The 25,603-nt window shown below is 72.6% G+C and carries 20 protein-coding genes and 1 tRNA gene; 6 read left to right on the top strand and 15 right to left on the bottom strand.

The window, feature by feature from the left end:
- The first annotated feature begins 3 nt into the window (after positions 1-3).
- The 4 genes from IEW03_RS07330 (at position 4) to IEW03_RS07345 (ending at position 2,649) form a co-directional block, all read left to right on the top strand.
- Positions 4-636 carry a riboflavin synthase gene (locus tag IEW03_RS07330; protein ID WP_188522994.1) on the top strand — a complete coding sequence of 211 codons (633 nt, stop codon included), beginning with the start codon at positions 4-6 and terminating at the stop codon, positions 634-636.
- Positions 633-1,988, top strand: coding sequence for a bifunctional 3,4-dihydroxy-2-butanone-4-phosphate synthase/GTP cyclohydrolase II (locus IEW03_RS07335; RefSeq protein WP_188522995.1), 1,356 nt, complete (start codon positions 633-635; stop codon positions 1,986-1,988). The genes IEW03_RS07330 and IEW03_RS07335 overlap by 4 nt, the downstream gene beginning before the upstream one ends.
- Positions 1,985-2,524, top strand: coding sequence for a 6,7-dimethyl-8-ribityllumazine synthase (gene ribH / locus IEW03_RS07340; protein ID WP_188522996.1), 540 nt, complete (start codon positions 1,985-1,987; stop codon positions 2,522-2,524). Before IEW03_RS07335 ends, ribH begins: the two co-directional genes overlap by 4 nt.
- Before the next feature lie 51 nt (positions 2,525-2,575).
- A tRNA-Pro gene (locus tag IEW03_RS07345) sits at positions 2,576-2,649 on the top strand.
- Positions 2,650-2,758: 109 nt separating this feature from the next.
- Here IEW03_RS07345 and IEW03_RS07350 read toward each other — a convergent pair.
- The 12 genes from IEW03_RS07350 to IEW03_RS07405 all read right to left on the bottom strand — a co-directional run bounded on the left by IEW03_RS07350 (position 2,759) and on the right by IEW03_RS07405 (position 19,849).
- Complete coding sequence (locus IEW03_RS07350; protein WP_188522997.1) at positions 2,759-3,760, bottom strand: sugar phosphate isomerase/epimerase family protein; 1,002 nt, start codon at positions 3,758-3,760, stop codon at positions 2,759-2,761.
- 76 nt (positions 3,761-3,836) lie between these two features.
- Positions 3,837-5,918: a PQQ-dependent sugar dehydrogenase gene (locus IEW03_RS07355; RefSeq protein WP_229737735.1), complete on the bottom strand. Its 2,082-nt coding sequence runs from the start codon at positions 5,916-5,918 to the stop codon at positions 3,837-3,839.
- 250 nt (positions 5,919-6,168) lie between these two features.
- The gene (locus tag IEW03_RS07360; protein WP_188522998.1) at positions 6,169-6,906 is read right to left on the bottom strand and encodes a GOLPH3/VPS74 family protein; all 738 of its coding nucleotides are present in this window, start codon (positions 6,904-6,906) and stop codon (positions 6,169-6,171) included.
- Between the two features lie 44 nt (positions 6,907-6,950).
- Complete coding sequence (locus IEW03_RS07365; protein WP_188522999.1) at positions 6,951-7,553, bottom strand: small multidrug efflux protein; 603 nt, start codon at positions 7,551-7,553, stop codon at positions 6,951-6,953.
- A 77-nt stretch (positions 7,554-7,630) separates the two neighbouring features.
- On the bottom strand, positions 7,631-8,407 hold the full coding sequence (locus IEW03_RS07370) for a helix-turn-helix domain-containing protein (protein WP_188523000.1): 777 nt from the start codon (positions 8,405-8,407) through the stop codon (positions 7,631-7,633).
- Positions 8,408-8,557: 150 nt separating this feature from the next.
- The gene (locus IEW03_RS07375; RefSeq protein ID WP_188523001.1) at positions 8,558-10,783 is read right to left on the bottom strand and encodes an alpha/beta hydrolase; all 2,226 of its coding nucleotides are present in this window, start codon (positions 10,781-10,783) and stop codon (positions 8,558-8,560) included.
- A 240-nt stretch (positions 10,784-11,023) separates the two neighbouring features.
- Complete coding sequence (locus IEW03_RS07380) at positions 11,024-14,836, bottom strand: PQQ-dependent sugar dehydrogenase (RefSeq protein WP_229737741.1); 3,813 nt, start codon at positions 14,834-14,836, stop codon at positions 11,024-11,026.
- A gap of 169 nt (positions 14,837-15,005) precedes the next feature.
- Positions 15,006-15,806, bottom strand: coding sequence for an ABC transporter ATP-binding protein (locus IEW03_RS07385; RefSeq protein ID WP_229737747.1), 801 nt, complete (start codon positions 15,804-15,806; stop codon positions 15,006-15,008).
- Positions 15,799-16,554 (bottom strand): ABC transporter ATP-binding protein, encoded by a 756-nt coding sequence (locus tag IEW03_RS07390; RefSeq protein ID WP_188523002.1) that lies wholly within the window; start codon positions 16,552-16,554, stop codon positions 15,799-15,801. Before IEW03_RS07390 ends, IEW03_RS07385 begins: the two co-directional genes overlap by 8 nt.
- Positions 16,551-17,735, bottom strand: a complete 1,185-nt coding sequence (locus IEW03_RS07395) for a branched-chain amino acid ABC transporter permease (protein ID WP_229737765.1) — start codon at positions 17,733-17,735, stop codon at positions 16,551-16,553. Before IEW03_RS07395 ends, IEW03_RS07390 begins: the two co-directional genes overlap by 4 nt.
- Positions 17,719-18,603, bottom strand: a complete 885-nt coding sequence (locus tag IEW03_RS07400; RefSeq protein ID WP_188523003.1) for a branched-chain amino acid ABC transporter permease — start codon at positions 18,601-18,603, stop codon at positions 17,719-17,721. Before IEW03_RS07400 ends, IEW03_RS07395 begins: the two co-directional genes overlap by 17 nt.
- Positions 18,604-18,607: 4 nt before the next feature.
- Positions 18,608-19,849 (bottom strand): amino acid ABC transporter substrate-binding protein, encoded by a 1,242-nt coding sequence (locus IEW03_RS07405; protein ID WP_188523004.1) that lies wholly within the window; start codon positions 19,847-19,849, stop codon positions 18,608-18,610.
- A 185-nt stretch (positions 19,850-20,034) separates the two neighbouring features.
- Here IEW03_RS07405 and IEW03_RS07410 point away from each other — a divergent pair, with 185 nt between their 5' ends.
- On the top strand, positions 20,035-21,066 hold the full coding sequence (locus tag IEW03_RS07410; RefSeq protein ID WP_229737767.1) for a LacI family DNA-binding transcriptional regulator: 1,032 nt from the start codon (positions 20,035-20,037) through the stop codon (positions 21,064-21,066).
- A gap of 234 nt (positions 21,067-21,300) precedes the next feature.
- Positions 21,301-21,738, top strand: a complete 438-nt coding sequence (gene arfB, locus IEW03_RS07415; RefSeq protein ID WP_188523005.1) for an alternative ribosome rescue aminoacyl-tRNA hydrolase ArfB — start codon at positions 21,301-21,303, stop codon at positions 21,736-21,738.
- Between the two features lie 27 nt (positions 21,739-21,765).
- Here arfB and IEW03_RS07420 read toward each other — a convergent pair whose 3' ends face one another.
- From IEW03_RS07420 to IEW03_RS07430, 3 genes are all read right to left on the bottom strand, one after another.
- Positions 21,766-22,923: a serine hydrolase domain-containing protein gene (locus tag IEW03_RS07420; RefSeq protein WP_188523006.1), complete on the bottom strand. Its 1,158-nt coding sequence runs from the start codon at positions 22,921-22,923 to the stop codon at positions 21,766-21,768.
- The gene (locus IEW03_RS07425) at positions 22,920-23,546 is read right to left on the bottom strand and encodes a dihydrofolate reductase family protein (protein ID WP_188523007.1); all 627 of its coding nucleotides are present in this window, start codon (positions 23,544-23,546) and stop codon (positions 22,920-22,922) included. Before IEW03_RS07425 ends, IEW03_RS07420 begins: the two co-directional genes overlap by 4 nt.
- A gap of 141 nt (positions 23,547-23,687) precedes the next feature.
- The gene (locus IEW03_RS07430; protein ID WP_188523008.1) at positions 23,688-25,583 is read right to left on the bottom strand and encodes a PPC domain-containing protein; all 1,896 of its coding nucleotides are present in this window, start codon (positions 25,581-25,583) and stop codon (positions 23,688-23,690) included.
- Positions 25,584-25,603: the final 20 nt, after the last annotated feature.

Genomic DNA, 25,603 nt, shown 5'->3' on the forward strand with positions numbered 1-25,603 from the left:
GCCATGTTCACCGGGATCGTGGAGGAGCTGGGCGTCGTCGTCGCCCTCACCAGACCGGACGACGGGGGCAGCGCCCGGCTGACCGTCGCGGCCGACGCCGTGCTCGGCGGCACGCGGACCGGCGACTCCGTCGCCGTCGACGGCTGCTGCCTCACCGTCGTCGAGAACGGCGACGGCCGCTGGACCGCCGACCTCATGGCCGAGACGCTGGAGCGCACCAGCCTGGGGGAGCGGGTGCCCGGCGACCAGGTCAACCTCGAGCGCGCGCTCGCGGCCGACGGCCGCCTCGGCGGGCACGTCGTGCAGGGGCACGTCGACGGGGTCGGCACGGTGCTCTCGCGCACGCGGGGCAAGCGGTGGGAGGTCGTGGAGATCGCCCTGCCGGCCGAGCTGGCGCGGTACGTGGTGGGCCAGGGGTCGATCGCCGTCGACGGCGTGAGCCTCACCGTCGTGCACGCCGGCGACGACTCGTTCACGGTGAGCCTCATCCCCGAGACGACGGAGCGCACGACCCTCGGGCGGCGCGAGGTCGGGGAGCACGTCAACCTCGAGGTCGACGTCCTGAGCAAGTACGTCGAGCGGCACCTCGCCCACGGCGCCGGCCTGCGGACCGCCGCGCACGGGGGTGCTCGATGAGCGCCGGCACGGCGACCGCGCGCGTGGAGCGGGCGATCCAGGACGTCGCGTCGGGCCGTGCCGTGGTCGTCGTCGACGACGCGGACCGGGAGAACGAGGGCGACCTGATCCTCGCGGCGTCGGCCGCGACGCCGGAGCTCTTGGGCTTCCTCGTGCGGCACACGAGCGGGCTGGTGTGCGTCGCGGTCCCGGGCGAGCGCCTCGACGGGCTCGGCCTGCCGCTCATGGTGGCCGACAACCAGGACGCCTACCGCACCGCCTACACCGTGACGGTCGACGCCGCCCGCGGCGGGTCGACCGGCATCTCCGCCGCGGACCGGGCGCGCACCGCCCGCCTGCTCGCCGACCCGTCGACGGCGCCGCACGACCTCGCCCGGCCCGGGCACGTGCTGCCCCTGCGCGCGCGCCCCGGCGGGGTGCTGGAGCGCCGCGGGCACACCGAGTCGGCCGTCGACCTCGCCCGCCTGGCCGGCCGCGGCGACGCGGGCGTCCTCGCCGAGCTCGTGCACGACGACGGCAGCATGATGCGCCTGCCCGCGCTGCGGGAGTTCGCGGCCCGGCACGGCCTGACGCTGATCAGCGTGGACGACCTCGCCGCGTACCGGCGGGCCACCGAGGTGGCCGTCGAGCGCGTCGCCGTCACCACCCTGCCCACCCGGCACGGGGAGCTGACCGCCGTCGCGTACCGGGACCCGCTCTCGGGCGACGAGCACGTGGCCCTGGTCGCCGGGCCGCTGGAGGCGCTCGACGCGCCGGGCGGCGACCCCGTCCTCGCGCGCGTGCACTCGGAGTGCCTCACCGGCGACGCCCTCGGCAGCCAGCGCTGCGACTGCGGCCCGCAGCTCGACGAGTCGCTGCGGCGCGTCGTGGCGGCCGGGCGTGGCGTCGTCGTCTACCTGCGGGGGCACGAGGGGCGCGGGATCGGCCTGGCGGCCAAGCTCGCCGCGTACGCGCTGCAGGACGCGGGGCTCGACACCGTGGACGCCAACCTCACCCAGGGGCTGCCCGCCGACGCCCGCGACTACACGCCCGCCGCGCACGTGCTGCGCGACCTCGGCGTCGGGCACGTGCGGCTGCTCACCAACAACCCCGCCAAGCAGACCGGCCTCGAGGCCGGGGGAGTGGCCGTGGCCGAGCGGCTGCCGCTCGCCGTGCCGGCCGGCCCCCGGGCCGACGGCTACCTGCGCACCAAGCGCGACCGCATGGGCCACGACCTGCCGCACCTGCCCGACCTCCCCGCCCGCCAACCGGCCGACCACGCCGACCACGACGACACCGTAGGAGACCCGATGACGCCCACCGTCCCGCCCGCGATCCCCACCGTCCCGCAGACCGCCGGAGCCGTCCGATGAGCGGCGCGGGCGCACCGGCCGCCGCACCCGTCGACTGCTCCGACCTGCGCGTCGCCGTCGTCGCCGCGAGCTGGCACGAGACCGTGATGGACGGCCTGCTCGACGGCGCGCTGCGGGCGTGCACCGACCACGGCGTCCGCGACCCGCGCGTCGTGCGCGTGCCGGGCTCCTTCGAGCTGCCCGTCGCGGCGCAGGCGCTCGCGGCCGCCGGCTACGACGCCGTCGTCGCCCTGGGCGTGGTGATCCGCGGCGGCACGCCGCACTTCGACTACGTGTGCGCCGCCGCTACCGACGGCCTGTCCCGGGTCGCGCTCGACCACACCGTGCCCGTCGGCTTCGGCCTGCTGACGTGCGACGACGACGCGCAGGCCCTGGATCGTGCAGGCCTCGACGGGTCGAAGGAGGACAAGGGGTACGAGGCAGCCGCCGCCGCACTGGCCACGGCGCGGGTGCTCGGGTCGGTGGCGGGCGATGCTCCCGCCGCGGTGGATGGCGCCGCTCACACCGGTGCAGGAGCAGTGTCCGACCTGGGGTAGTATTTCGGTCGGCCCTTCGCGGTGGCACCACGGTGTCGCACGACGGGCCGACGGGCTGTGGCGCAGCTTGGTAGCGCACCTGACTGGGGGTCAGGGGGTCGCAGGTTCAAATCCTGTCAGCCCGACCGTGTGACGTCTCAGGATGTCGGAGGACCCGGACCTACGAGAGTAGGTCCGGGTCCTTTCTTTCTCGTTCTCTCGCGCCCGTCGCGGTCGTTCGTCGAGCGCCGGTGGTCAGAAGCGGATCCTCCTGAGGTAGTCGTAGCCGACGTCCGCCGTCTGGAGGTACGTCACGTCCGGGGTGTCGTTCTCGACGATGTACTCCTCCACCTGCTGCGCGCGGAAGAACCGCTCGAAGTCGATGAACCCTGTGCCGAGGTCGGCGTGGCTCGTCTCCTCCGGGCCGGTGGTGTGCCGGTCCTTGACGTGGTACTGCCGCACGGCCAGCGGTGACCTGCGGATGGTGCGGAGGGCGAACCGCTGGGCGTCGTCGTTGGAGAGCCCCAGGTTCACGCCTCCGGTCACGACCCAGTAGATGTCGATCTCGAGGTGCACATAGCGTCGGTCGAGCCGGGACGTCAGGACCTCCCAGGGCGTGATGCCGCCACCGAGGTCGGTGGTGAACTCGTGGGCGTGGTTGTGGTAGCCGTACGCGAGGCCGTACTTCCGTGCGAGCCGGGCCTCGGCGTTCATCTGCTCGGCCCACTGCGTCCATTCCGACAACGACGCGGAGTCCAGGAACGGCACCACGACGTAGCGCTGACCGAGGGTGACGGCGTTCTGGAACTTCTCGTGCGCGGCAGCCCGGGACTCGGAGATGCCGTCGTGTGACGACGACGCTCGCACGCCGATGTCGCGGTAGAAGGCGCGAAGCTCCCTGGCGGTCCTGCCGAAGTAGCCCAGCGCCTGCTCCACCCGGGGGTATCCCATCTCGGCGACGGCAGTGAGCGTCTCGTCGTAGTCGCCGGGCCCCCACGGCTCGCCGAGGCCCTCGCGCACCGTCCACAGCTGGAGGCTGATGCGCCCGGGCGGGACCCGGCGGCCCCTGGGGTGCCCGCGGTGCCGATGCGGGGCGGCGGCCGCCGACCCCACGGCCGTGCCGGTGAGGGCGAGCCCGGCCGCACCGGTGACGGCGCCCCGCAGCAACGTGCGGCGGGACGGACCACCGGGCTCGGGCACCTCCCGTGTGTCGAGCGAACGACGCAACGCGTCGTCGCCGTCGTAGCCGTAGCACATGATTCCACTCCTCTTCGTCGAGGCATCCGGGAAAGTGACGTGCTCGGCCGTCTCCGGCCGGGCACGTTTCGTGCCGTCATTCGGTGGGGACGAGCACCACCTCGTCGCTGCCGGTGAGGCCGGGGAGGCCGTCGGTGCCGGGGTCCGTGTACTCGGCGACGAAGACCCCGCGGAGGGTGTCGTTCTCGGGGTCGTGGCCCGACGGCACCGTGGTGACGATCGACCCCGTGCACCCGGACGCGGTCGTCTGGGGGTGGCCGTGGTCGTCGTGCCCGACGACGAAGGTCACCTCGACCTGGGCGCAGTCGACCGGCTGGTCGTCGGTGACCGCGACCTCGTAGGCCACGGTGTCGCCGAAGGAGAACTCCTGGTCCGCGACCGGGGTCACGAAGCTGACCTGCGGGGTCTCGTTGCCCACGACGACGTCGACGTCGGCCGAGGCGTGGCGTCCGCGGTCCCGGCCGCCGACGTCGGTGACGGTCAGGGTGGCGCGGTAGACCCCGGGCTCGTCATAGGTGTGGGTCGCGCTGGTTCCGCGCGCGTCCCGGTCGCCGTCGCCGTCGAAGTCCCACGCGTACCGGAGCCGGTCGCCGTCGGGATCGGTCGTCCCCGCGCTGGAGAACGTCACGGTCAGCGGCGGGAGCCCGGCGGTGACGTCGGCGCCGATGACCGGCACCGGGCTGTGGTTCCCGCGTCGGCCGATGTGGTCGTACCGCGAGAGCTGGGCGTCGGGGTTCTCGGCGAAGTACCCGTCGCCGTACTCGAGGACGTAGAGCGCGCCGTTGGGCCCGAACTCCATGTCCATCGGGTTGTCGAACACGAGCGAGGGCAGCACCGGTTCGATGTCCGCCAGGTCACCGCGCCGGTCGAGGTGCATGGCCTTGACGTAGTCGCGCGTCCACTCGTAGAAGAGCGGGACGTCGTCGTAGTACCGCGGCCACGCGACCGGCTGCGGCCGCAGGGTGTCCTTGCGGTCGAACTGGTACACGGGACCTGCCATCGGGCCGATGCCGTCACCTTCCCCGGCGCTGAGCTCCGGGAACTGCGGGGAGACGCCGTAGGAGTACCAGACGTCCGGCTGGCGCACCCGAGGCAGCAGGTTCTGCCCGGTGTTGTGCGCCGAGTCGTTGACGAGTCGGGAGCAGTCGAACGGCTCGCCCGACTCGCCCGACGCGAAGTCGTAGTCGACGTAGGGCAGCTCCGCCGTCGCGCAGAACGGCCAGCCGTAGTTGGCGGGCCTGTCGACGACGGTCCACCTCCCGTGCCCTGCCGGACCGCGGGCGGGGTCGGCGACGGCGGCGTCGGGCGAGTAGTCCCCGACGTAGACGGCGTCCGTGTCGGGGTCGATCTCGATGCGGAACGGGTTGCGCAGCCCCATGGCGTAGATCTCCGGCCGCGTGCCCGGCGTGCCGGGCCTGAAGAGGTTGCCTCTGGGGACCGTGTAGCCGCCGCCGCGCTCCGGCGTGATCCGCAGGAGCTTGCCGCGCAGGTCGTCCGTGTTGCCGGCCGTGCGGCGCGCGTCGAACGCGGGGTTGGTCCCGGGGGAGTCGTCGATCGGGGCGTACCCGTCCGAGAAGAACGGGTTGGTGTCGTCGCCCGTCGAGAGGATGAGGTTGCCGTCGGAGTCGAAGACGATGTCGCCGCCGACGTGGCAGCAGATGCCCCGGTCGACCGGGACGTCCATGATCTGCTGCTCCGAGCCGAGGTCGAGCTCGTCGCCCCGGTATTGGAACCGCGAGAGGCGGATGAGTCCCTCGAACGGCTCGAAGTCCTCCGGCGTGCCGGTCAGGGGCGCGTCGCCCTCGTTGACGTCGGGGGTGGCGGGGTCGTCGACCGGGGTGTCCAGCGGCGGCGAGTAGTACATGTAGACCCACCGGTTGTTCGCGAAGTTCGGGTCGAGCGCGATGCTCTGCAGACCCTCCTCGTCGTGCTGGTAGACGTCGAGCTCGGCGATCATGCGGTTGACGCCGGTGTCCGACTCGTTGAGCCAGACCTGGCCGGCCCGGGTGACGTGCAGGACGTCGTTGTCGGGCAGCACGGCGAGGTCCATGGGCTCACCGGGCCGGTCGTTGAGCGTGACCTTCTGGAATCGGTTGTCGGGCGGTGGGCCGTCGGCCGTGGGGGCCGCCTGTCCGGTGGAGATGAAAGTGACTGTCAACAGCGCGGCCGCTGCGCCAGTCGCGACGTTGCGACGAGCAATGCTGCGCACGGTGCCTTCTCCCGTCTGGCGACGACTCACCGGTGGTGCGGGTGGTTGTCACCGTGGTCGAGTCAGCAGGACGACTTGATCATGCCGCGCGCAGGTGCCGGTCGCGACCCCTCGGACGAACGGCCTCAGGTGGTTGCCCGGGGCGCTGTGGGCGGGCCCCGGTCGTCGTCGGGTTCGGGACGGGGACGGGTGGGTGGCGTCAGGCGCGGGGCGGCACCGTGGCCGCGATGACGACGCTGCTGACGATCGTCGCCGTGACCGTGCGTGCCACGGCTTCGGCGGTGGCGTCCGCTCCCCAGTGGCCTTGCTCGAGCTCCTTGGCCCGGGCGATGACGGTGCTGGTCCACGGGATCTCGCGATGGAACTGCGGGAGCGTCCCACTCCCCGAGAGCAGTGCGGCGAGTGCGGCGGTCCGGGGCGTGGGGACGGTTCCGTCGACGAGGACCTGGTGCACGTCCGAGAGCAGGCGCGCCCGGCGCCCGCTGCCGTCCTCGAGGACGGTGGTGTTGAACAGGCCGAGCGCCTTGCGCGTCCTTCGACGGATGTCGCCGCGGTCCACGAGCCGGTCCAGCAACGGGCCGCGCAAGGGCGGGCCGACCGCGGCGAGCGCGGTCTGGACACCGCGAGGCTTGTCGGTGACGTACTCCCACGCGGAGCGCAGGACGTGGTCCGACGGGGGACGCTCCTCGACGGCGACCACCGTCGTGGTGCCGCCCCGCCCGGTGCAGGTGCGGACGTGCTCGCCGAGCCCGAGGTCGGCGAGCACCGCTCCGCCCAGCACGTAGAAGAGGGTGTTCTCGCCGGCGATCGTGCCGGAGTCCGGCTGGAACAGGAGGAGGAGCAGGTCCTCCGCCAGTGACGGTGCAGCGAGGTCGGTCGTCGTGTCGGGCAGGCCGTCGTCGGTCCCGGTAGGAGGACGTCCGGGCTGTCGGGTCATGGGTCGTCTCCTTCGCGTGCCGCTGGATCAGCGTGCCCGGTCGTTCAGCCGGCGACCACCTGGAGCGCGAGCCAGACCGAGACGGTGGCGACGGTCGTCCAGACGACGATCGCCGCGGCCTGCCACAGCAGCACCCAGCGGCGCGGGACGCCCGAGGCGACGAGCACGGCGGCGGTGAACTGGGTCGGGATCACCAGCGGACCGAGGAGGCTCGCACCGGGGACGCCGAAGCGGACCAGCAGGCTCCGCAGGCGCCGCCGCCCCTTCGACTCGGGCCTGGCTCCCATGGCGTGGGGCTCGCCGTCGGACATGGTCCGCTCGGTCTCGGGGACCTGGAGCCCGCCGACCGATGGTGCGGGCACGGCCCCTGCGCGGGCGCCGACCCGGGCCTCGCGACGACTGACGGCCGCCGAGCGTGCCCGCGAGCCGCCGAGCACGACGAGCAGCACGCTCAGGAAGTTTCCCGCTGCTGCGGCGACGGCCGCGACGACGGGGGAGAGCCCGCCGACGACGCCGATGATGGCCGCCCCCTCGCCCTCGACGAACGGGATCACGCCGGCGAGCATGACGACGAACGGTCGGACGATCTCGGGGACCTGGGCGACGAGTTCCTGGAAGCTGGTGACGAGCTCTGCGACGGGGTTCATGACGCTCCTCATGTGCGACTGGACGTCGGGCCGGCCCCGACGAGAGGCCGAGGAGACACCCTGTTGTCGGCACAGGGTCAAGCCCTGTCGCCGCCGCCGTCCTGCGGTGCCGCGGCCTGAGCCGCGCGCAGGGCGCTCACCTGCTCGTTCGCCCGGATCCCCGCGCGCGCGAAGACGTCGAGCTGTGCGGGGTTGTACAGCTCGGTCACCGCCTCGACGAACGTGCTCTGGGTGACGCGCTCGCTCTTCGACAGGTGGGACGCCGGATCGCTCAGCCAGGGGTAGTCGAGGATGTTCTGCGCCAGGGAAGGGGCGAGCCTCTCGGCGAGCGACTCCCGGGTCTCCTCGTCCGCGTCCGGTGCCAGCGCGTCGACCTCGTCCTTCACCGCGTCGTCGTCGGTCTCCACCATCGCGCGCAGGTCCGCCAGGGCCTGCTCGTCGTACAGCCGGGTGTAGATGTGGACGATCGAGCTGTCGGCCTCGGACAGGCGTGACCCGACGGACTCGAACCCCGACGGGCTGTCGGCGGGCGCGCCGTCGCGCAGGATCGCCGCGATGTCGGCCCGCGCCTGCTGCAGGCGCTCGATGCTGGCCGCGAGCTCCGCGTCGACCGCCTGCAACGCCTGCGGCGCGCCGTCACCGGCCCCGGCGACCGCACCGATCTGGCCGAGAGGGACCCCCAGGTCCGCGAGACGGCGGATGCGCAGGAGCCGCACCAGGTGCCGCACCTCGTACTGCTTGTAGCCGTTGTACCGGCGCTCCGGCTCCTCGAGCAGGCCGAGCCGGTGGTAGTGCCGGACGGTGTTCACGGTCGTGCCCGCCAGGTCGGCGAGCTCACGCGTGCTCCAGGCCATGGGGTGCTCTCCTCGCCGGCGTCGTCTGTCGACGGTGCGAACGTCGGGCCCGGCGTCGTTATGCCGCCGAGGGTCCGGCCCCTCGGGCGCGCGGTGTCGGTGCGGCCGGCGGGTGACCCGCCGGCCGCACCGTGACGACGCCTCGAGCCGCTAGGCGCCGGCGTTCTCCTGGAACAGCCGGGGCAGGAAGTCGATCACGGACTTCTGCCAGACGTCCCAGCTGTGGGGCCCGGGGATGATGGGCGCGAACTCGTGGTTCACGCCCCGGTCCTCCATGGCCGCGACCAGCTGCAGGGTCGCACCGTAGGTGAAGTCCTGGACGTCGCCCGAGTACACGCGCAGCAGCCTCGTGCCCTCGTTGATGGCCTCGACGTCCGCGTCGGCGGGCGGGCCGCCGAACGCCGACATGGCACCGATGTAGCCGAACTCGCCCGGGTGCGCCCAGAGCGTGCTCAGCGTGTGGCCCGAGCCCATCGAGAGCCCGGCCAGTGCGCGCTGGTCGCCGTCGGAGCTGACGTTGTACTGCTCCTCGGCCGTCGGCGCGATGCGCGTCGTGATCTCCGCGGGGAAGTCCACGCCGTTCCCGTTGGCCATGACGACCACCATCGGCTCGATGGTGCCCTGCCGGTAGTGGTTGTCGAGGATGCGGTCGATGAACCCGACCTCGAGCCAGTCCGTCCACGTCTGCCCGCCGCCGTGCTGGAGGTAGAGCACGGGGTACGCCTCGGCGCGGTCCGCGTCGTAGTCCGGGGGCGTCCACACGTACGCCGAGCGGTCCCGGTCCGCCGCGGTGCTCGTGTAGCTCATGACGCTGACGTCGCCGCGCTCCTCGGCCGGCACCTCGGCGGTGTACCGGCCGCGGACGGTGTCACCTTCGACGGCGAAGGTGCTCCACGTGGGCTCGGAGAACACGCTCGTGGGGTTGCCCTCGTCCTTGAGGTCGACGCCGTCGACCACGAACTTGTAGTAGTACGAGCCGCCCTCCACGGCCACGGAGAGCCGCCACGACCCGTCTTCCTGCCGGACCATGGGGGTGCGCGGCCAGCTGCCGGCCGGGCCGAAGTTGCCCCAGACGGTGATGTTGTTCGCGTCGGCGTGCTCGGGGCCGAGCTCGAAGGTGACGACGCCGTTCTCGTCGATCCACGGGGTCGGGGTCGTTCCCGGCGCGGGCAGCTCGTGCTGCACGAGCGGCAGGTGGCCCTCGCTCGGGCCGTCGTCGTCGACGTCACGGAAGACCCGCTGCGCGAAGTCGTGCAGGTTCTTCTGCCACGTGTCCCACGTGGCGCCGGTCTCGGGGTCCGACCCGTCGGACTGGAAGTCCACGCCCGCGCCGGTCAGCGACCCGGCCAGGGCGACAGTGTCGTCGTACGCGGGGTCGGTGACGTTGCCTGCGTACAGGCGCAGGACGTCGGTGGAGCGGTTGATCTGCTCGGCCTTGCCCGGGGAGAGCCGTCCGTCGTAGGCCCCCGAGAACGCACCGACGCCGGCGAAGTCGCGGGGCCTCGCGACCTTGGCCGCCAGCGCCTGCTGGGCGCCGCGGCCGATCCCGGCGATCGCGCGGCCGGCCCCCTCGTCGGAGACGTTGAGCTCGTGCTCGGCGGCGGGCAGCAGGTCCTTCGTCACGCCGGCGGGGCCGGGCCGGGCGCCGTCGCCCATGACGACCACCATCGGCTCGGCGTCGCCGTCGAGCACGAGGTTGTCCATGATCTGGCCGAGCCTGCCCAGCTCCACCCACTCGCGGTGGCTCTGGCCGTCGTCCTGCAGCAGGTACAGCACCGGGTAGGGCTCGGCGCGGTCCTCGTCGTAGCCCGGCGGCGTCCACACGAGCGCCTCGCGCTCGTGCGGTCCCTTGCCGTACGCGAGCGTCTCGGTCTCGCCGCCGCCGGGCACGTCGGCGAGCCACTCGGCCCCCGGACCGGGGACGAACAGCGTGCTGTAGGTGGGCTTCGACGTCACCTCCTGCGGGGCGTCGGGGTTGCGGAAGGCGACCGCGTCCTGGTCGGCCGCGGGCCGCGCGGCGTACTGGTAGTAGTACAGACCCGGCTCGAGGGGGCCGACGGTCGCGGTCCGGTTCGACCCGCTGGTCCCCGTGTTGAGGTCGGTCCAGGCCTTGCCGGGCCCGAAGTTGCCCTGCACCGCGACGGGCCCGTCCTCGATACCGGTCGCCTTTGTCACCGCGGCCGACGGCACCGTGAACCGGTAGACGTCGGAGATCGGGTTGTCGGGGACCTCGCCCACCCACGGGTCGGCGCTCACCGCGTCGGCGGCCGCGGGCTGCGCCACCAGCAGCGCGCCCGCGCCCATCGCGGTCGCGGCGAGGGCCGCGAGCGTTCTTCGCCCCCGTCGGAGCCCCGGTCGGTCCGGCCGGATGGTCATGCCTGACTGAGATCTCATCGCCATTGACTTGCCTCTCATCCGCATGTCGGTGTCATCGAGCACGAGGGGCCTCCGAGCACCCCGGAAGGCGGCTCGCGCCGCTGACGCTAGCAACGAAACCGAGATCTGTATATCGATAAAGTTCCCCAGCGCCGACGGCGGGCCCCGATCATGCCGGAGCATGCAGGAAGGGCCCGGACCTCCGAGCGGAGGTCCGGGCCCTCGGCCGTTCCCGGCGGGCTACGGCGTCGTCGGCTCCAGGACGAACCTCACCGTGGTGGTGTTGCCGGCGACGTCGTGGACGACGAGGGTGTTGTCGCCCTCGACGGCTCCGAAGGCACCGGGCACGACGAAGTTGAGGTCGGACCAGACGTCGTCGACGAGGTCCTTCTCGACGCCGTTGAGGGTGAGGCGGTCGATCTTGCCGGTGTCGTGGAGCTTGAACGAGACCTTGCGGTAGGCGCCGTCCGTGCCGGCGGTGAACTGCGACCCTTCCTTGACGGTCACCGTGGGGTCGGTCGAGTCGACCGGCGTGCCGGTGACCGTGAGGTCCCGGAGGCTGCCGGTGTTGTCGAACGAGCCGAACCCGACGCGCCCGCTGGGGAAGGTCGTGTCGCTCGCGGTGAGCAGCGGCGTGTCGAGCCCGTCGACGTACACCGCGACGTCCCCGCTGTCCGCGCACCGGACCACGCGCACGTCGTGCCACTCCTCGTCCGTGACGGCGGGCGGCGCGCCGACGGCCCCGTCCCACTGGTCGTCGATCCGCTCCCGGTCCTTCCCGTCCACCTTGAAGATGCCGTTGTGGGCGTAGATCGTGTTGTCCTGCGAGAGGTGCGCGTAGTAGTACTCCGTGTCCGACTGCCAGCCGAAGACCACGATCACGTCGCGGTTGTTCACCGACGCGGGGGCGTCCAGTCGGACCTCGCCGGTGAGCTCGAACGAGCCGAGCTCCGGGCCCTCGGTGAGGGTGGCGTACTCGAACGGCCGGCGGATGCCGTCGCCCGGGTCGACGCCCGCCGCCGCGAGGACGACGCGGTCGCCGGGGAACTGCCACTTGGACGGCGTCCGCGGTGCCCAGTCCTCCGGCGCCATGACGTCGGTGAGCGGCTCACCCTCGGGCTCGCAGGACGGCGGGGCGGGCGGCTCGGCCGGCTCGGCGCCGAACAGCGCGTACTGCGCGGCGACCTGCTCGGGCGTCGGCACGACGTCGAGGAACATGAGGTCGTCCATCCGCCCGTCGAACGGGTTCGCCTCCCGCGTGTCCTGCGGGAAGCTGCCCCCGATCTTGATCCCGGCCGGATCGGTGGGGGACGTGGACCCCGCCCCCCAGGGGTTGGCGGCCGTGTACTCGCCCTCGAGCTCCTCGCCGTTCATGAACAGCTGCATCTCGCCGCCCGCGAAGTCGAACGTCGCGGCCAGGTGCACCCACCGGCCCTGCTCGAGGATCTGGTCCCACGGCAGGTCGGCCGCGAAGGTCCAGGACCCGCCCCCGTCGACTCGACGGCCGAGGGCGACGAGCTTCAGCTCGCCGTCGACCGTGATGACCTCGAGGAGCGCCCGCACGGCGTGGCCGTCGGAATCGCCGGTCAGCACCCCGGCCAGGCCGATGGCGTTGTACCGGTCGTCGGGGTCCGCCGTCCCGGAGTTGAGGGCGGGGTGCGTGCCGGTCGGCTTGAACCACCCCATGACGGCGGCCTCGTCCGCGCCGGCGAAGGCGCCGAGCGAGCCCACGCCGTCGGGGTCGTGGACGCCGGCCTTCCAGTCGTCGTTCGAGGACGTCCCCGGGCTCATCTGCTGGGTCTGCAGGGCCTCGCCCGCTCCCGGGTAGGCACGGTCCGCGACGCGCATCTCGACGCCGCCGTTGACGAGCCCGATGTCCGTGCCGGACAGGCCCTGGTCGGCCTCCGCCGTCGGCGCGCCCGCGACCGGGTGGTCGAAGTCGTAGTGCGCGACGAGGTTCGGCGCCAGCTCCGGCAGCGCGACGGGTGACGACGCCCCGACCTGCCGGGCGCCGGTCACCTTCCAGACCTTCCCGTTCGCCTTGGAGATGAGGTAGAGCTCGCCGTCGGCGTCCGAGCCGAAGCGCAGGTCGACGCGCTCGTCGCCGACGAGCTCCTGGAACGTCGTCTCCGCACCGTCCGCGAACACGCGCAGGTGCTCGATCCGGGCGAGGTCGTCGAGGTCGCCGTCGTTGCGCTCCATCTCGTCGGCCCGGGTGCTCAGCACCCAGCCGCGCACCAGGTCGGTGAACAGGTAGCGTCCCTGCAGCTCGGGGATGTCGCCGCGGTAGACGAAGCCGCCGTTGAGCGCGACGCCGGCGTCACCCGTCTGGCCCGGGTCGCGGTTGTGGTCGTACGCGGCCACCGGATAGGTGAAGCCGTGCTGCGCGTCGTCGGCCGGCAGCGGGTAGATCTGCCGGCTGTCGGCGAGGAAGGGGCCCTCGCGCTCGGACCAGCCGAAGTTGTCGCCGGGTTCGACGGCGTAGACCGACTCGACCTGCCACTCGCCGATGTGCCCCAGGTACATGGTGTGGTCGCCCTCGGGATCCCAGCTGATGCGGTGCGGGTCGCGCATCCCGACGGCGTAGATCTCGGGCAGCGCTCCGGCCTCGTCGAGGAACGGGTTGTCCTGCGGGATCCCGTACCGGCCGTTCGCGCCGTCGTCGCCCGACGGGTCGATGCGCAGGATCTTGCCCTGCGGCGTGGCCAGGTCCTGCGGGTTGCCGTTGCCGACGCCGTTGCCGCCGTCGCCGGACAGGACGTAGAGGTTGCCGTAGTCGGCGTCTCCCTCCGCGACCGTGGGGTTGAACGCGATCTGCTGCACGGTGTGCACCCGCCCGGCGAACGGGACGCGCAGGATCTCGCGGCTGGTGCCGGAGAAGACCTCGGCGGCCGGGTCGGTCGCGGTCCACTCGGTGACGACGCTGTGGAAGCCGGTGCTGCCGTACTCCGGGAAGTCCGGGGTGTCCTCGGTCAGGGCGGTGCCGCCCTCCGTGTGCACCGTGTAGAACTTCCCGTTCTCGGCGAAGTCCGGGTGGAACTCGGCGGCACCAAGGCCGGTGCCCAGGCCGGCGCTGTTGTGGAAGTTGTCGACGAACTCCTCCCGGACGTCGAGGTACGGCACGTGCGCGCCCGACTCCTTGTCCACCAGGTACAGCGTCCCGTTGTTGTCCGGGACCATGAGCCGGCCCGAGCCGTCCGGTACCTCGTCGAGGTGCGTGATGCGGTTGTGCCGGACCAGTCGCGGGTCCTGCGCCGCGGGCGTCGTGTGCGACTCCGGGAGCTGGGCGAGCTCGGTCACCTCGATCCCGAGCGTGGAGCGCTCCGGGTCGGGCAGCGGGTTGAGCAGCGGGTCGGTCGGTTCGTCACCCCCGGCGGCGCAGTCCGCGGGGTTCCCCGTCGGGACGTCGAGGTTCTGGCCGGCGGTGTCGACGGCGACGTCGTCGAGCATGAGCGTCCCGGCGCTGCTCGCCCCGTTGATCCAGAAGAACCGGTCGAGCGCGCCGCTGACCCCCTGCCGGAACCCGAACCTCTCCTCGGCGCCCTCCGGCAGGCGCGTGACCTCCTCGTACGGCCCGCCCTGGCTGTAGACGGCGACCTCGTCGGCCGCGTTGTCGGCGACGAGCCAGACACACTGCCAGGTGTCCTTCGCCCAGGTGCCGACGGGCTCGAAGGCGCCGCCGTCACGCACGAGCATCGTGTCGCTGTTCTGGTTGTTCACGTAGGCGCGGCTGTGCGCGTAGTCGGAGGGGGCGTCGACGTCGGTGACCCCGAAGGACGTGTCGACGCTGCCGGTGCGCAGGAACCGGAAGAACACCGTGCCGGTGTCGCCGTCGGCGATCTCCGGGATGGCGCGGGACGACCGCTCGCCGCCCCCGACCGACTCGAGGACCTGGTTGTTCCCGTTGAGCGGGTCGGTGACGACGCGGGGCGCCGCGGAAGCCGACCAGCCGTCCTGGCCGTCGAGCGCGGACCGTTCGTACTGCTCGAAGTCGAGCGTCTCCGTGAACTCGCGGGTCACCGGCTCCTCGGCCGAGGCGGGGGCGGTGGTCACCAGCGCCCCGAGGAGTGCGGTCGCGGCGAGTGCCGCCGTGCCTCGTACCGTGCCTGACCATCTGGTGCGGTCGTCCATCCGGGTTCCTTTCAACGTCGTCGTCGATCGGGGGCGAACAGGGGCGTACCGGCCCGGCGGCGTCGCCGGGCCGTGGGGGCGTGGTCGGTCCTCAGCCCTCCTTGCGCAGCGCCGACTCGGCCGGCCGCCCGCCGAGGTACAGCTCGGAGAGCTGCGGGTCGTCGAGGAGCTCGCGGGCCGGGCCGGTGATGTGGACCCGGCCGAGGTCGAGGACGCAGCCGATGTCGGCGGTCTCGAGCGCCCGACGGGCGTTCTGCTCCACGAGGAGCACGGCGACGCCGGCGTCCCGCATCCGGACCACCTGCTCGAAGACCGTCGCGGTCGTCTTCGGGTCGAGGCCCATCGACGGCTCGTCGAGGAGCACCACCTGCGGGCTGACCATGAGGGAGCGGGCGAACTCCACCTGCTTCTGCTGCCCGCCGGACAGGAGCCCCGCGAGCTGCTTCCACCGTTCGCCGACGATGGGGAACAGGTGCTGCACGAAGGCGACGCGCTCGGCCACCTTCGCCTTGTCCCGGAGCGTGTAGGCGCCCAGCAGCACGTTCTCGGCGACCGTCATCTCCCGGAACACGCTGTGCCCCTGGAGCACGTGCGCCAGCCCGGACGACAGCATCTCCTGCGGCCCCTGGCCCGTGACGTCCCTGCCGCCGACGAGGATCTCGCCCGACCGCGGTCGCAGCAGCCCGCTCGCGACCTTCAGGACGGTGGACTTCCCGGCGCCGTTCGGCCCGACGAGGCAGACCACGGTCGCGGCCGGGACCTTGATCGTCAGGCCGCGCAGCACCATCGCCGCCCGGCCGTAGCCGGCCTGGATGTCGTTCAGCTCGAGGAGGTTCCCCGTGCTGTGCGCCGGCCCGGACGGGGCCTGCGGTGCGGGGATCGGCTCAGACACCAAGGTAGGCCTCCAGGACTCGCGGGTCGGACTGCACGACGGCGGGGCTGCCCTCGGCGATGGGCCCGCCGCGGTCGAACACGATGACGTGGTGCGACAGGCTCATGACCATCTCCATGTTGTGCTCGACGACGAGGAAGGTGCGCCCCTCGGCGTTGAGCTCCTGCACCAGGGTCCCGATCCGGCCGACGAGCGCGGGGTTCACGCCGCCGGCCGGCTCGTCGAGCATGATCGTGTCCGGGTCGCCCATGAGGACGCCGGCCAGCTCGAGGAGCTTCTGCTGGCCGTAGGAGAGGTTGCGCGCCTCGATGTTCTCGAGGTGGTCGATGCCGACCCGCACCAGGAGGGCGCGGGCCTTGTCGATCTCCTCGGCGTTGCGGGCGCCCTTGAGGAGCTCGCGCCGCCTCGTCCGGCGGACCGCGGCGAGCATGTTCTCCAGGACGGTCATGCGCGGGAAGATCCGGCAGAGCTGGAAGCTGCGGCCGATGCCCGCCTGGGCGATCTTGTGCGGGGCGCGGCGGGTGATGTCCTCCCCGCGGAACGTCACCGTGCCCGCGTCGGGCTTGATCATCCCCGTGACGCAGTTGAAGAAGGTGGTCTTGCCCGAGCCGTTGGGTCCGATGAGGGCGTTGATCTTGCCGTGGCGGAACGTCACGGTCGCGTCGCGCACGGCATGGACGCCGCCGAAGGACTTGGTGAGCCCGACGGTCTCGAGGTTGCGCGTGGCGGGTGGAGCGGCGGTGGTCATCGTCCGTCCTCCTGGCGGGTGGTCGGGGTCGCTGGGGCGGTCGCGGCCGCCGTGGTCGACGCGGTGTCACGGGACGGGGCGTCGTGGGACGCGGTGCGGTTGCGCTCGAGCAGCTCGGCGGCCGTGACCTCCCGGATGGAGGAGTCCTCCGGGCCGAACCGCTTGAGCAGCGCCCGGACAGCCGGGATGATCCCGTCGGGCATGAAGAGGACGACGAGGCCCAGCAGCAGCGCCGTCGCGACGAGGTGGAGCTGGGTGTCGCCGAACTCGAGCTTGAAGTACTCCAGGCCGCTCCCGACGATGAGGGCGCCGAGGGCCGGGCCGAACAGGTGCCGCACGCCGCCGAGCAGCGCCATCAGCACCATGTACGAGCCGAGCATGATCGAGAACTGGAAGATCGGGTCGAGGTCGCCGAACCACAGGGCGTACATGCCGCCCGCCAGCCCGGTGAACGTCGCGGAGACGACGTAGGCGACGAGCTTGTAGTTGCGGGTGGGGATGCCGAGCGCCTGCGCCTTGTCCTCGTCCTCGCGGATGGCCTTGAGCCCGGTGCCGAACCGCGACCGGTCGATCGCCCACCAGACCACGAGCATGACGGCCAGCAGCGCGGCGAACAGGTAGAAGAACACCTGGTGGTGCTCGGGCCGCAGCAGGTCCGGGAACGGCCGCGGCACGACGAGGCCGTCCGAGCCGCCCGTGAACGAGCCCCAGGCCTGGAAGACGAGCAGCAGGATGAGCACGAACGCGATCGAGACGATGACGAAGGACGCGCCGCGCACGCGCAGCGCCGCGATGCCGACGGGGATGGTCACGAGGAGCACGAGCGCTCCCGCGACGATCCACGCGACGAAGCTCGACAGGCCGACGTCACGGATCAGCAGGCCGGTGCCGTAGGCGCCGAGGCCGAAGAACGCCGCGTGACCGAGCGAGACGTAGCCCGTGAAGCCGCCCATGAAGTTCCAGGCGGTGGCGGTGCAGGCGTAGCTGACCACGACGATGCCGGCGGACAGGATGTACGCGTTGGGCACCATCGTCGGGAACGCGAGGACGAGGGCGACGCCGACCACGAGGGCGGCGACGCGCACGATCCGGCCCCACGGCCGCCCGGCGGCGACGGCCCGGTCGTCGGGGGCCCGCCCGGACGTGCCCGGGGCGGGTCGGGCGTCAGAAGCGTTGAGCAAGGCGACCTCCGAAGAATCCCTGGGGCCGCAGCATCAGCGTCGCGAACAGCGCGACGTAGAAGATGGTCTGCGCCCACGTCGTGCCGAGCGGCACCTGGAGCAGGCTCTGGCCGATCCCCAGGATCATCGCGGCGATCGCCGCGCCGGGGATCGACCCCAGCCCGCCGACCACGATGATCGCCATCAGCGGCCCGATCCAGTGCCAGTGCAGCGACGGGTAGATCGTCGCGTCGAGGGACAGCGCGGTCCCGCCGACGGCCGCCGTCGCGAGCCCGATGCCGAAGCCGAAGCCGGCCACGCGGTTGGTGTGGATGCCGATGAGCTGCGCGGCCTCCCGGTGCTGGATCGTGGCGCGCAGCGCCTGGCCGAACCTGCTGTGCTTGAGCAGCAGGTACAGCCCCGCGAGCGAGAGCGCCGCGAGCCCGAACGCGATGAGCTTCACGACGGCGATCTGCGCCCCGAAGAAGGAGACGCTGTCGCCGGAGTAGGGCAGCTGGATGCGCCGCTGCGTCCCGCCCCAGACGAAGCCGATCATGCCCTCGATGAAGAGGGCGACCGCGAACGTCAGGAGCACCGACATCATCGTGATCGTGGCCGGCCGCAGCCGGGTGATCAGCAGCCGCTGCATCCCGACGCCGACCGCGAAGAACAGCGGGACCGTGATCACCAGCGACAGCATGGGGTCCATGCCGGTCTGCTGGTGGAAGAACCAGGCGAGGTAGGCGGCGAGGATGAGGAACGCCGAGTGGGCGATCATCACGACCCGCATCACGCCGAAGTAGAGGGTCAGGCCTGCCGCGAGGAGGGCGTAGAGCCCGCCGAGCAGCACGCCGAGCACGAGGCTCTGGAAGAGGAGCGTCCCGGTCACGTGCTCACCACTTCGGCTTCGGGTGGATGAGCTCGGCCTCCTGGGCGTCCTTCGGCAGCACGATCTGGATCTCGCCGTCGACGTACTGCTGGATGAGGTGCGCGCCCTGCGGCTTGCCGGTCTCGTCCCAGGTCAACGGGCCCACGACCGTGTCGACCTCGTTCTCGCGCAGCCAGTCGATGAGCTGCTGCTGGCACTCGCCCTGCTCGGCGCAGCCCACGGCCTCGACCGCCGCCGCGACGACCTGGCCGGTGGTGTAGGCGTTCGCCTCGTCCTCGCCGGGCGGGTTGCCGTGCAGCTCGGTGTACCGCTTGACGAAGTCGACGTTGGACGGCCAGCTCGCGGTCTCCGTGTACCCCGTCGGGGAGAGGATGCCCTCGGTCTTGTCACCGATCGCGTCGGCGAACTCCGGGTTGGTCGGCGCGGTCGAGAAGGCGGCGAGCTGGGGCTGGTAGTCGAGCTGCTGGAGCGCGACGATGAGGTTGACCGCGTCCTGGTACTGGGTGCCGCCGATGACCATGTCGGCGCCCGAGTCGTCGATCTTGGCGGCGATCGACGAGAAGTCGGTGGTGTTCGGCGGGTAGACCTCGTCGACGACGACGTCGAGCCCGCCCTCGGCCAGCTTGTCCCGCAGCCCGTAGGCCGTGCCCTGGGCGAACGGGTCGTCCATGGAGGCGACCGCGACGGTCTGGGGGCGCTCGCCGTCGGGCATGGCGAGGATCTGCTCCGCGAGGTAGTTGTAGTGGTCGTCCGCGACGGCGGGAGCGGCGTAGAAGAGGTTCTCGAAGCCCTGCTCGAACACCTCGTTGGCCGCTCCGGCGGGCTCGACGTAGAGCATCCCGTACTCCTCGGCCACCCGGGCGCTGGGGACGACGAGGCGCGTGGAGAAGGGGCCGAAGACGAGGTCGACCTCGTCCTGCGCGATCAGGGCCTCGTAGTCCTGCACGACGCGGTCGGCGCTCGACTGGTCGTCGAGGATCTTCAGCTCGACCTGGCGCCCGAGCAGGCCGCCGTCCTCGTTGATGAACTCGGCCCACGCCTCGTAGCCGCGCTGGACGCCCTTGCCGGGCTCGGAGAAGTCGCCGGTCAGGGGGAGGGAGATGCCGACGACGATGGGGTCGTCCGCGCCCCCGCCGGTCTCGCCGTCGTCGGAGCAGGCGGTGAGGACGAGCGCCGTCGCGGCCACGCAGGCGGCGGCGGCCACGCCCCTGCGCCGGGGGTGGAGAGGGGTGTGCAGTGGGGACATGAGGGTGACTCTCCCTACTTCGTCGTAGTGAGGACCCCGGCCGCCCGGTACGGGCGACCGAGGAACGAAAGCGCTTGCAGGAAGCGCTTCCGGTAAGCGCTTTCGCTACCGTAGGGTACGGAGATCGGCTGTGGCAAGGGTCACAACGGGATCGAGCGAGCGGAGCAGGGGTGCGTCGAGATGCGGTGGCGGGACGGCCCCACTCCAGGCCGCGACTGATCGACGTCGCGGCACAGGCCGGCGTGTCGATGGCGACGGCGTCGCGGGCGCTGGCCAGCCGCGAGGGGGTCTCGGAGCGGGTGGCGGCCCGCGTGCGCGACGTCGCCGCCGAGCTCGGGTACGTGGCGAACCCCCACGCCCGCACCCTGGCCGGGGGGCCGACGTCCGTCGCCGGGCTGCTGGTGTACGAGATCGGCGACCCGTACTTCTCGGAGATCGCGAGCGGGGTGGTCGGCACCGCCGCCGAGCACGGGTGGAGCGTGCAGATCAGCCACACCGAGCGCGACTCCCGGGCCGAGGCCGCGCAGATCCGGCTCATGCGGGCTCACCGGGTCGGCGCCATCATCGTCGCCGGGTCGGGCTACGTGGACCCGGCGATGGAGGCCGAGGTCGCGCGCGAGCTCGACGCGTTCCAGGAGACCGGCGGGCGCGCGGTCGTGATCGGGCGGCACCACCTGCGGTGCGACGCCGTCCTGCCCGACAACAGCGCGGCCGCGGCGAGCGTCGCGGAGCACCTGCTCGAGCTCGGGCACCGCCGGCTGGCGGTCGTGGCGGGCCCACGGCACCTGAACACCGTCACCGACCGGCTGGGCGGGGTCCGGTCCGCCGTGGCCGCGCGCGGGCTCGACCCCGACGACATGCCGGTGGCGTACGTGCCGTTCACGCGCGAGGGAGGGCGCGCCGGCGCCGCGCAGATCCTCGAGCAGCATCCCGGCACGACGGCGATCCTCGCCCTGAACGACGCCATGGCGACCGGGGTGCTGTCGGTGCTGCGCGAGCGCGGCGTCGCCGTGCCGGCCGAGGTGTCGGTGACCGGCTTCGACGACATCCAGGTCGCCCAGGACCTCGCGCCCGCCCTCACCACCGCGCGCCTGCCGATGTCGGAGATGGGGGTCGCGGCGTTCGAGCTCGCGCTGCGCCCGCCGGTGTCGCGCCCGCGCCGGAAGCCGACCAGCCACGGGCTGGTGGTCCGCGACTCCACGGCGCCGCCCGCCTGAGGGCGCCGGCGACGTCCGTCAGGCGGGCGCGGCGATCCTGCAGGTCCTCGACGAGGTAGGCGTCCATGGTGTCGGCCCCGGTGGGACAGTAGCCCGCGATGGAGCAGCGGCCGCCGAAGACGCGGTCGGTGCGCTCGACGTCGGCGGGGCGGACGGACCTGACGGACCGGGCGTGAGCGGGGCGTCCGTGCAGGTGAGCGGCAGGATACCGGCAGCGTCCGGCATGATGGACGGGTGTCCGACCCGACCCGCCCCGGCCTGCGCGTGACGACCGCCGTCGTCATCCCGGACGCCGAGCTGTCCTGGCGGTTCTCGCGCGCGTCGGGGCCTGGCGGGCAGGGCGTGAACACGACGGACTCGCGGGTCGAGCTGTCCTGGGACGTCACCACCTCGGCGGTGCTGACCGAGGTGCAGCGCGCCAGGGTGGTCGAGCGTCTCGGGCGGCGCCTGGCCGGGGGAGTGCTGACGGTCGTCGCGTCCGAGCACCGCGCACAAAGGCGCAACCGGGAGGCCGCCAGGTCGCGGCTTGCCGCCCTCGTCGCCGACGCCCTGGCGCCGCCCGGGCCACGCCGGCGGGCGACGCGCCCGACGCGCGGCTCCCAGCAGCGGCGTATCGACGCGAAGAAGCGCCGCGGGAGCGTCAAGCGCATGCGCCGCCCACCACAGGACTGACCTCGGCGCAGGACTGACCCCGGCCCCTCAGGCGCGTTCGGCCAGGGCCTGGAAGTCGTCGAACAGCGGCTGCAGCCGTGCTCCCACCTCGACCTGGGTCGCCAGGACGCCGGCGGCGCCGCCCGGGTCCACGAAGAACGTCGTGCCCAGGCCGCCCGACCAGCCGAAGCGGCCGGCCCGCGGGCCCTCGACGTCGACGCCGACACCGAAGCCCCAGCCGGTGCCGTCCCAGAACCCCGGGAAGAAGCTGTCGGGTGCCTTGGCGGCCGCGGGGACCTGGTCGCTCGTCATGAGCCGGAGGTGCTCGGGCGACACGACCTGCCGCCCGTCGGACCGCCCGCCGGCGGCGAGCATCCGCGCGAAGCGGGTGTAGTCCCGGACGGTGGAGACGAGCTCGCGGTGGCTGACGTCGAACGGCGGACGCCCGGCGTACGTGCCGCCGGCGGCCGGCTCGAGCTCCACCGGCCCGGAGCCGGTGTGCCGGTACGCGGCGGGCAGCCGGGCCAGGTCGTCGTCGGGCACCCACAGGCGCGTGTCGCGCATGCCGAGGGGTCCGAGCAGGTCGTCCGCGAGGTGGTCCTGCAGCGGCCGGCCGGCCACGCGCGAGACCAGGACGCCGAGCACGCCGAAGGAGTGGTGGTACCGCCAGCCGTCGCCCGGCTGGAAGGCCAGCGGGAGCGCCGCCAGGCGCGTGAGCCACTCGTCGGCGCCGACGGTCACCGGGCGGTCGGGTGCCACGTCGAGACCCGCGGCGGCCATCGCCCGCCGGAGCGGGGAGTCGGTCATGACGAGGCCGTAGCCGGACGTGCAGGTCAGCAGGTGACGCAGCGTGATCGGCCGCACGGCCGGCGCGGTGTCGGTCAGGGGCGCCGTCGGGCTCGTCAGCACCCGGCGGTCCGCGAGCTCCGGCAGCCACCGGTCCACCGGTGCGTCCAGGCCGAGGCGGCCGGCCTCGACGAGGCGCAGGGCCGTCACCGCGGTGACGGCCTTGGTCATCGACATCACGCGCACGAGGGCGTCGGGCGGCATCGGCGGCCCGCCCACGGACATCGCCCCGGACGCGACGGCCTCGGGTTCTGCGCCGTCGGGTACCGCCAGGAGGGAGGCGACCGCGCCGGGCGCGGCGCCGGCCAAGACGTGCCGGTCGAGCAGGGCCTGCAACACGCCGGCCGCTCGCGCGGTCATGCGTTCGGCGGCGGCGCGGCCGTCGTGTACTGCGGACGACCGGTCGGCCGGTAGACCTGGACGGTGACGCCGCCCGGCGTGCTGCGCGAGCCGACCAGGTCGAGCGCCGCGTCCGGGCCGTCGTCGGGGAACAGGCGCGTGCCCTGGCCGACGACGACGGGGCACACGAGCAGGGTGATCTCGTCCACGAGCCGGTGGTCCAGCAGCCAGCGGACGAGCTGGCCGCTGCCGTGCACCTGCAGCTCGCCGTCCGGGCCCGCCTTGAGATCTCGGACGGCGGTCGCGACGTCCCCGGACAGGACGGTCGTGGGCGCCCATCCCGGGTCGGTGAGCGTCCTCGACGCGACGTACTTGGGGCGGGCGTTCAGGGGCCCGGCGATCGGGTTGGCCTCGGGGTCCGGCATGACCCCCCACGAGCCGGCGAAGATCTCGTACGTCCGCCGGCCGAACAAGAACGCGTCCGCGCGCTGGTAGACGCCGCTGAGGTACGTCATGGCCTCGTCGTCGAACACGTCGGCCACCCAGCCGCCGCGCGCGAAGCCGCCCCGGCGGTCCTCGTCCGCGGCGCCCAGTCCCTGCATCACGCCGTCGACGGTGGTCATCGTGATCGTGGTCAGCTTCATGGTGGCTCCCGGTCCGTGTGCGGTCGGTTCGTCCGACCGGGGCGTCGCGCCGAACTCATCGGTGACCCCGCGGTGGCCCCCGCGGTGGCGCCACGGTGGACGCTCCGGCGCTCGAGATCGGGACCGGCGCGACGTCCGGCGTCAGCGGAGCGCGACCGAGGTGCGGCCGATCGTGTCCTCGATGCCCGAGATCCCCTGGAGCGGGTCGTACCGGCTGGTGCGCATGGCGATGTGGTCGTCGTCGACGGTTCCGGCGACGCCGTCCGGGCCGACCGCGTAGAACTGCAGGCGGTTGCCCGTGTTCATGACGTTGGTGGGCTCGTCGTCGTCATCGGTGTGGAAGCTGCCGAGGAAGTGCCCGATCTCGTGGCCCGTGGTGTTCCCGAGCCCCTGGGCGACGGCGCGCACCCGGTCGCTGTCGTCGGTGAGGAAATGGTTGAGCGAGATCGGGGACTCGTCACCGCTCATGGGCCCGGGCATCACGATCGCGGTCTCTGCGCGGGCGAAGTTGCCGGGATCGACGGACTCGGACAACCCGAGCGCGGGAATGATCCCTGCTTCCTCGGGGTCGCCGCCGATGATCACCCGACTGACCCCGGGCTTGCCGAACAGGTCGGGGTGCTCCAGCGAGGTCACCACCCGCACCTGCGAGCCCGGGATCTCGTCGCGCAGCATCTCGCGCACCCGCGCGGTGGTCGCTTCGATCACGGCCCGCTCGTCGGACTTCTCGAGCCCCCACCGCGGGAGGAAGTCCCGCATCGGGCTGATGTCGCGCACGCCCGGCTCCACGGCCGACGCGCCGAAGATCCGGTTGTCGAACGACGGCCCGGAGAAGTCGAGCAGGACGGTCTGCGGCCGCTCCCGCTGCGTCGAGGGCGCGCGGTGGGCTCCGACCGTGAGCTCGTAGTCGCCGCTCCCGTCGGCGACCGAGACGAGGTACAGCCCGGACTTCTCGACCACGTGGTTGCCGGTGGCGTTGCCGCCCCGAGGAAGCGGTGAGTCGTCCGGGTAGATGACCCCGGGATCGGTGGAGGACGCCTGGACGAGCTCGCCGCTCAGCTCGTGGATCGCGACCTGCCGCGCCGCGCCGCGCACCGTCGTGCCGAGCACGTCGCCTTGGCGCAGCGGGACCACGAAGGTGTCGGTGTCGGCCTCACCGCGAGCATGGACCGTGATGTCGAGGTCGTACGGCCCCTCGGTGATGACGGCCGGCCCGGAGGCAGGATCGAACGGGTCCGCGGGGTAGTGGTTGCCGACCGCCACGTAGTACGCCCCGGGCTCCGTGATCCGCTCGGAGAGGTGCACCGCGCCGTCCCCGGTCATGTCCTGGGCGCCGACGACCAGGTTGCCGTCCGCGTCGTACAGCAGTGCGTTCGCCGCCAGCTCCCCGCCCGGCGCGAGGTCGACGGTGAGGGTCTCGCCCTTCGACGCGTCGAGGCGGTAGAAGTCGTAGTCGCCGGTCTTGGTGCCTTCCGATCCGTGGGGCCCGTCCCCGATCGTGCCCGTCGTGCTGATCCCGTCCCGTTCCGCGCCGAGCCTCAGGTCTCGGGCGAGGGGGATGGCCCCGTCGTCCTCGTCGTTCGGTGCGATCGGCTCCGGGTCGATGGCCTCGGTACTGAGGCTCCCGTCGACACGCACCTCCCAGCCGCTCGGTGTCCGGGGTGCGGGGAGGCGCTGGGCCTCCTGGCCACCGTCGTCGGCGGTGTCGCCCGAGTCCTTCTCCTGCACGCGCAGCGCGTCCTCGTCGGCGCGGAGCCCGGGCGCGTTCTTTCCCGGGCTCTCGTGCATGATCCGCTGGCGCATCGCCTCCCCGTCGATCCCACCGGTGCGGTCGGGGTGCTCGTCGTCGCCGGGCGACGCGCTCGGGCCGCTCGCAGGGCCCGGAGCCGCCGGCGCGGCGACCGTCTCGGGCGCCGCGCTGCTCGTGCTGACGCCCACCAGAGCGAGCGGGGCGGCGAGCGCTGTCGCGCCCGCCAGGACCATGGCCCGGCGCGGCGCGCGTCGTGCGAATTGTCGTCTGTCCTCGGGAGCAACCATGTGATCGAAGGTACAAGCCG

It is taken from the genome of Isoptericola cucumis (genome assembly GCF_014635665.1).
In the GTDB taxonomy this organism is placed as follows: domain Bacteria; phylum Actinomycetota; class Actinomycetes; order Actinomycetales; family Cellulomonadaceae; genus Isoptericola; species Isoptericola cucumis.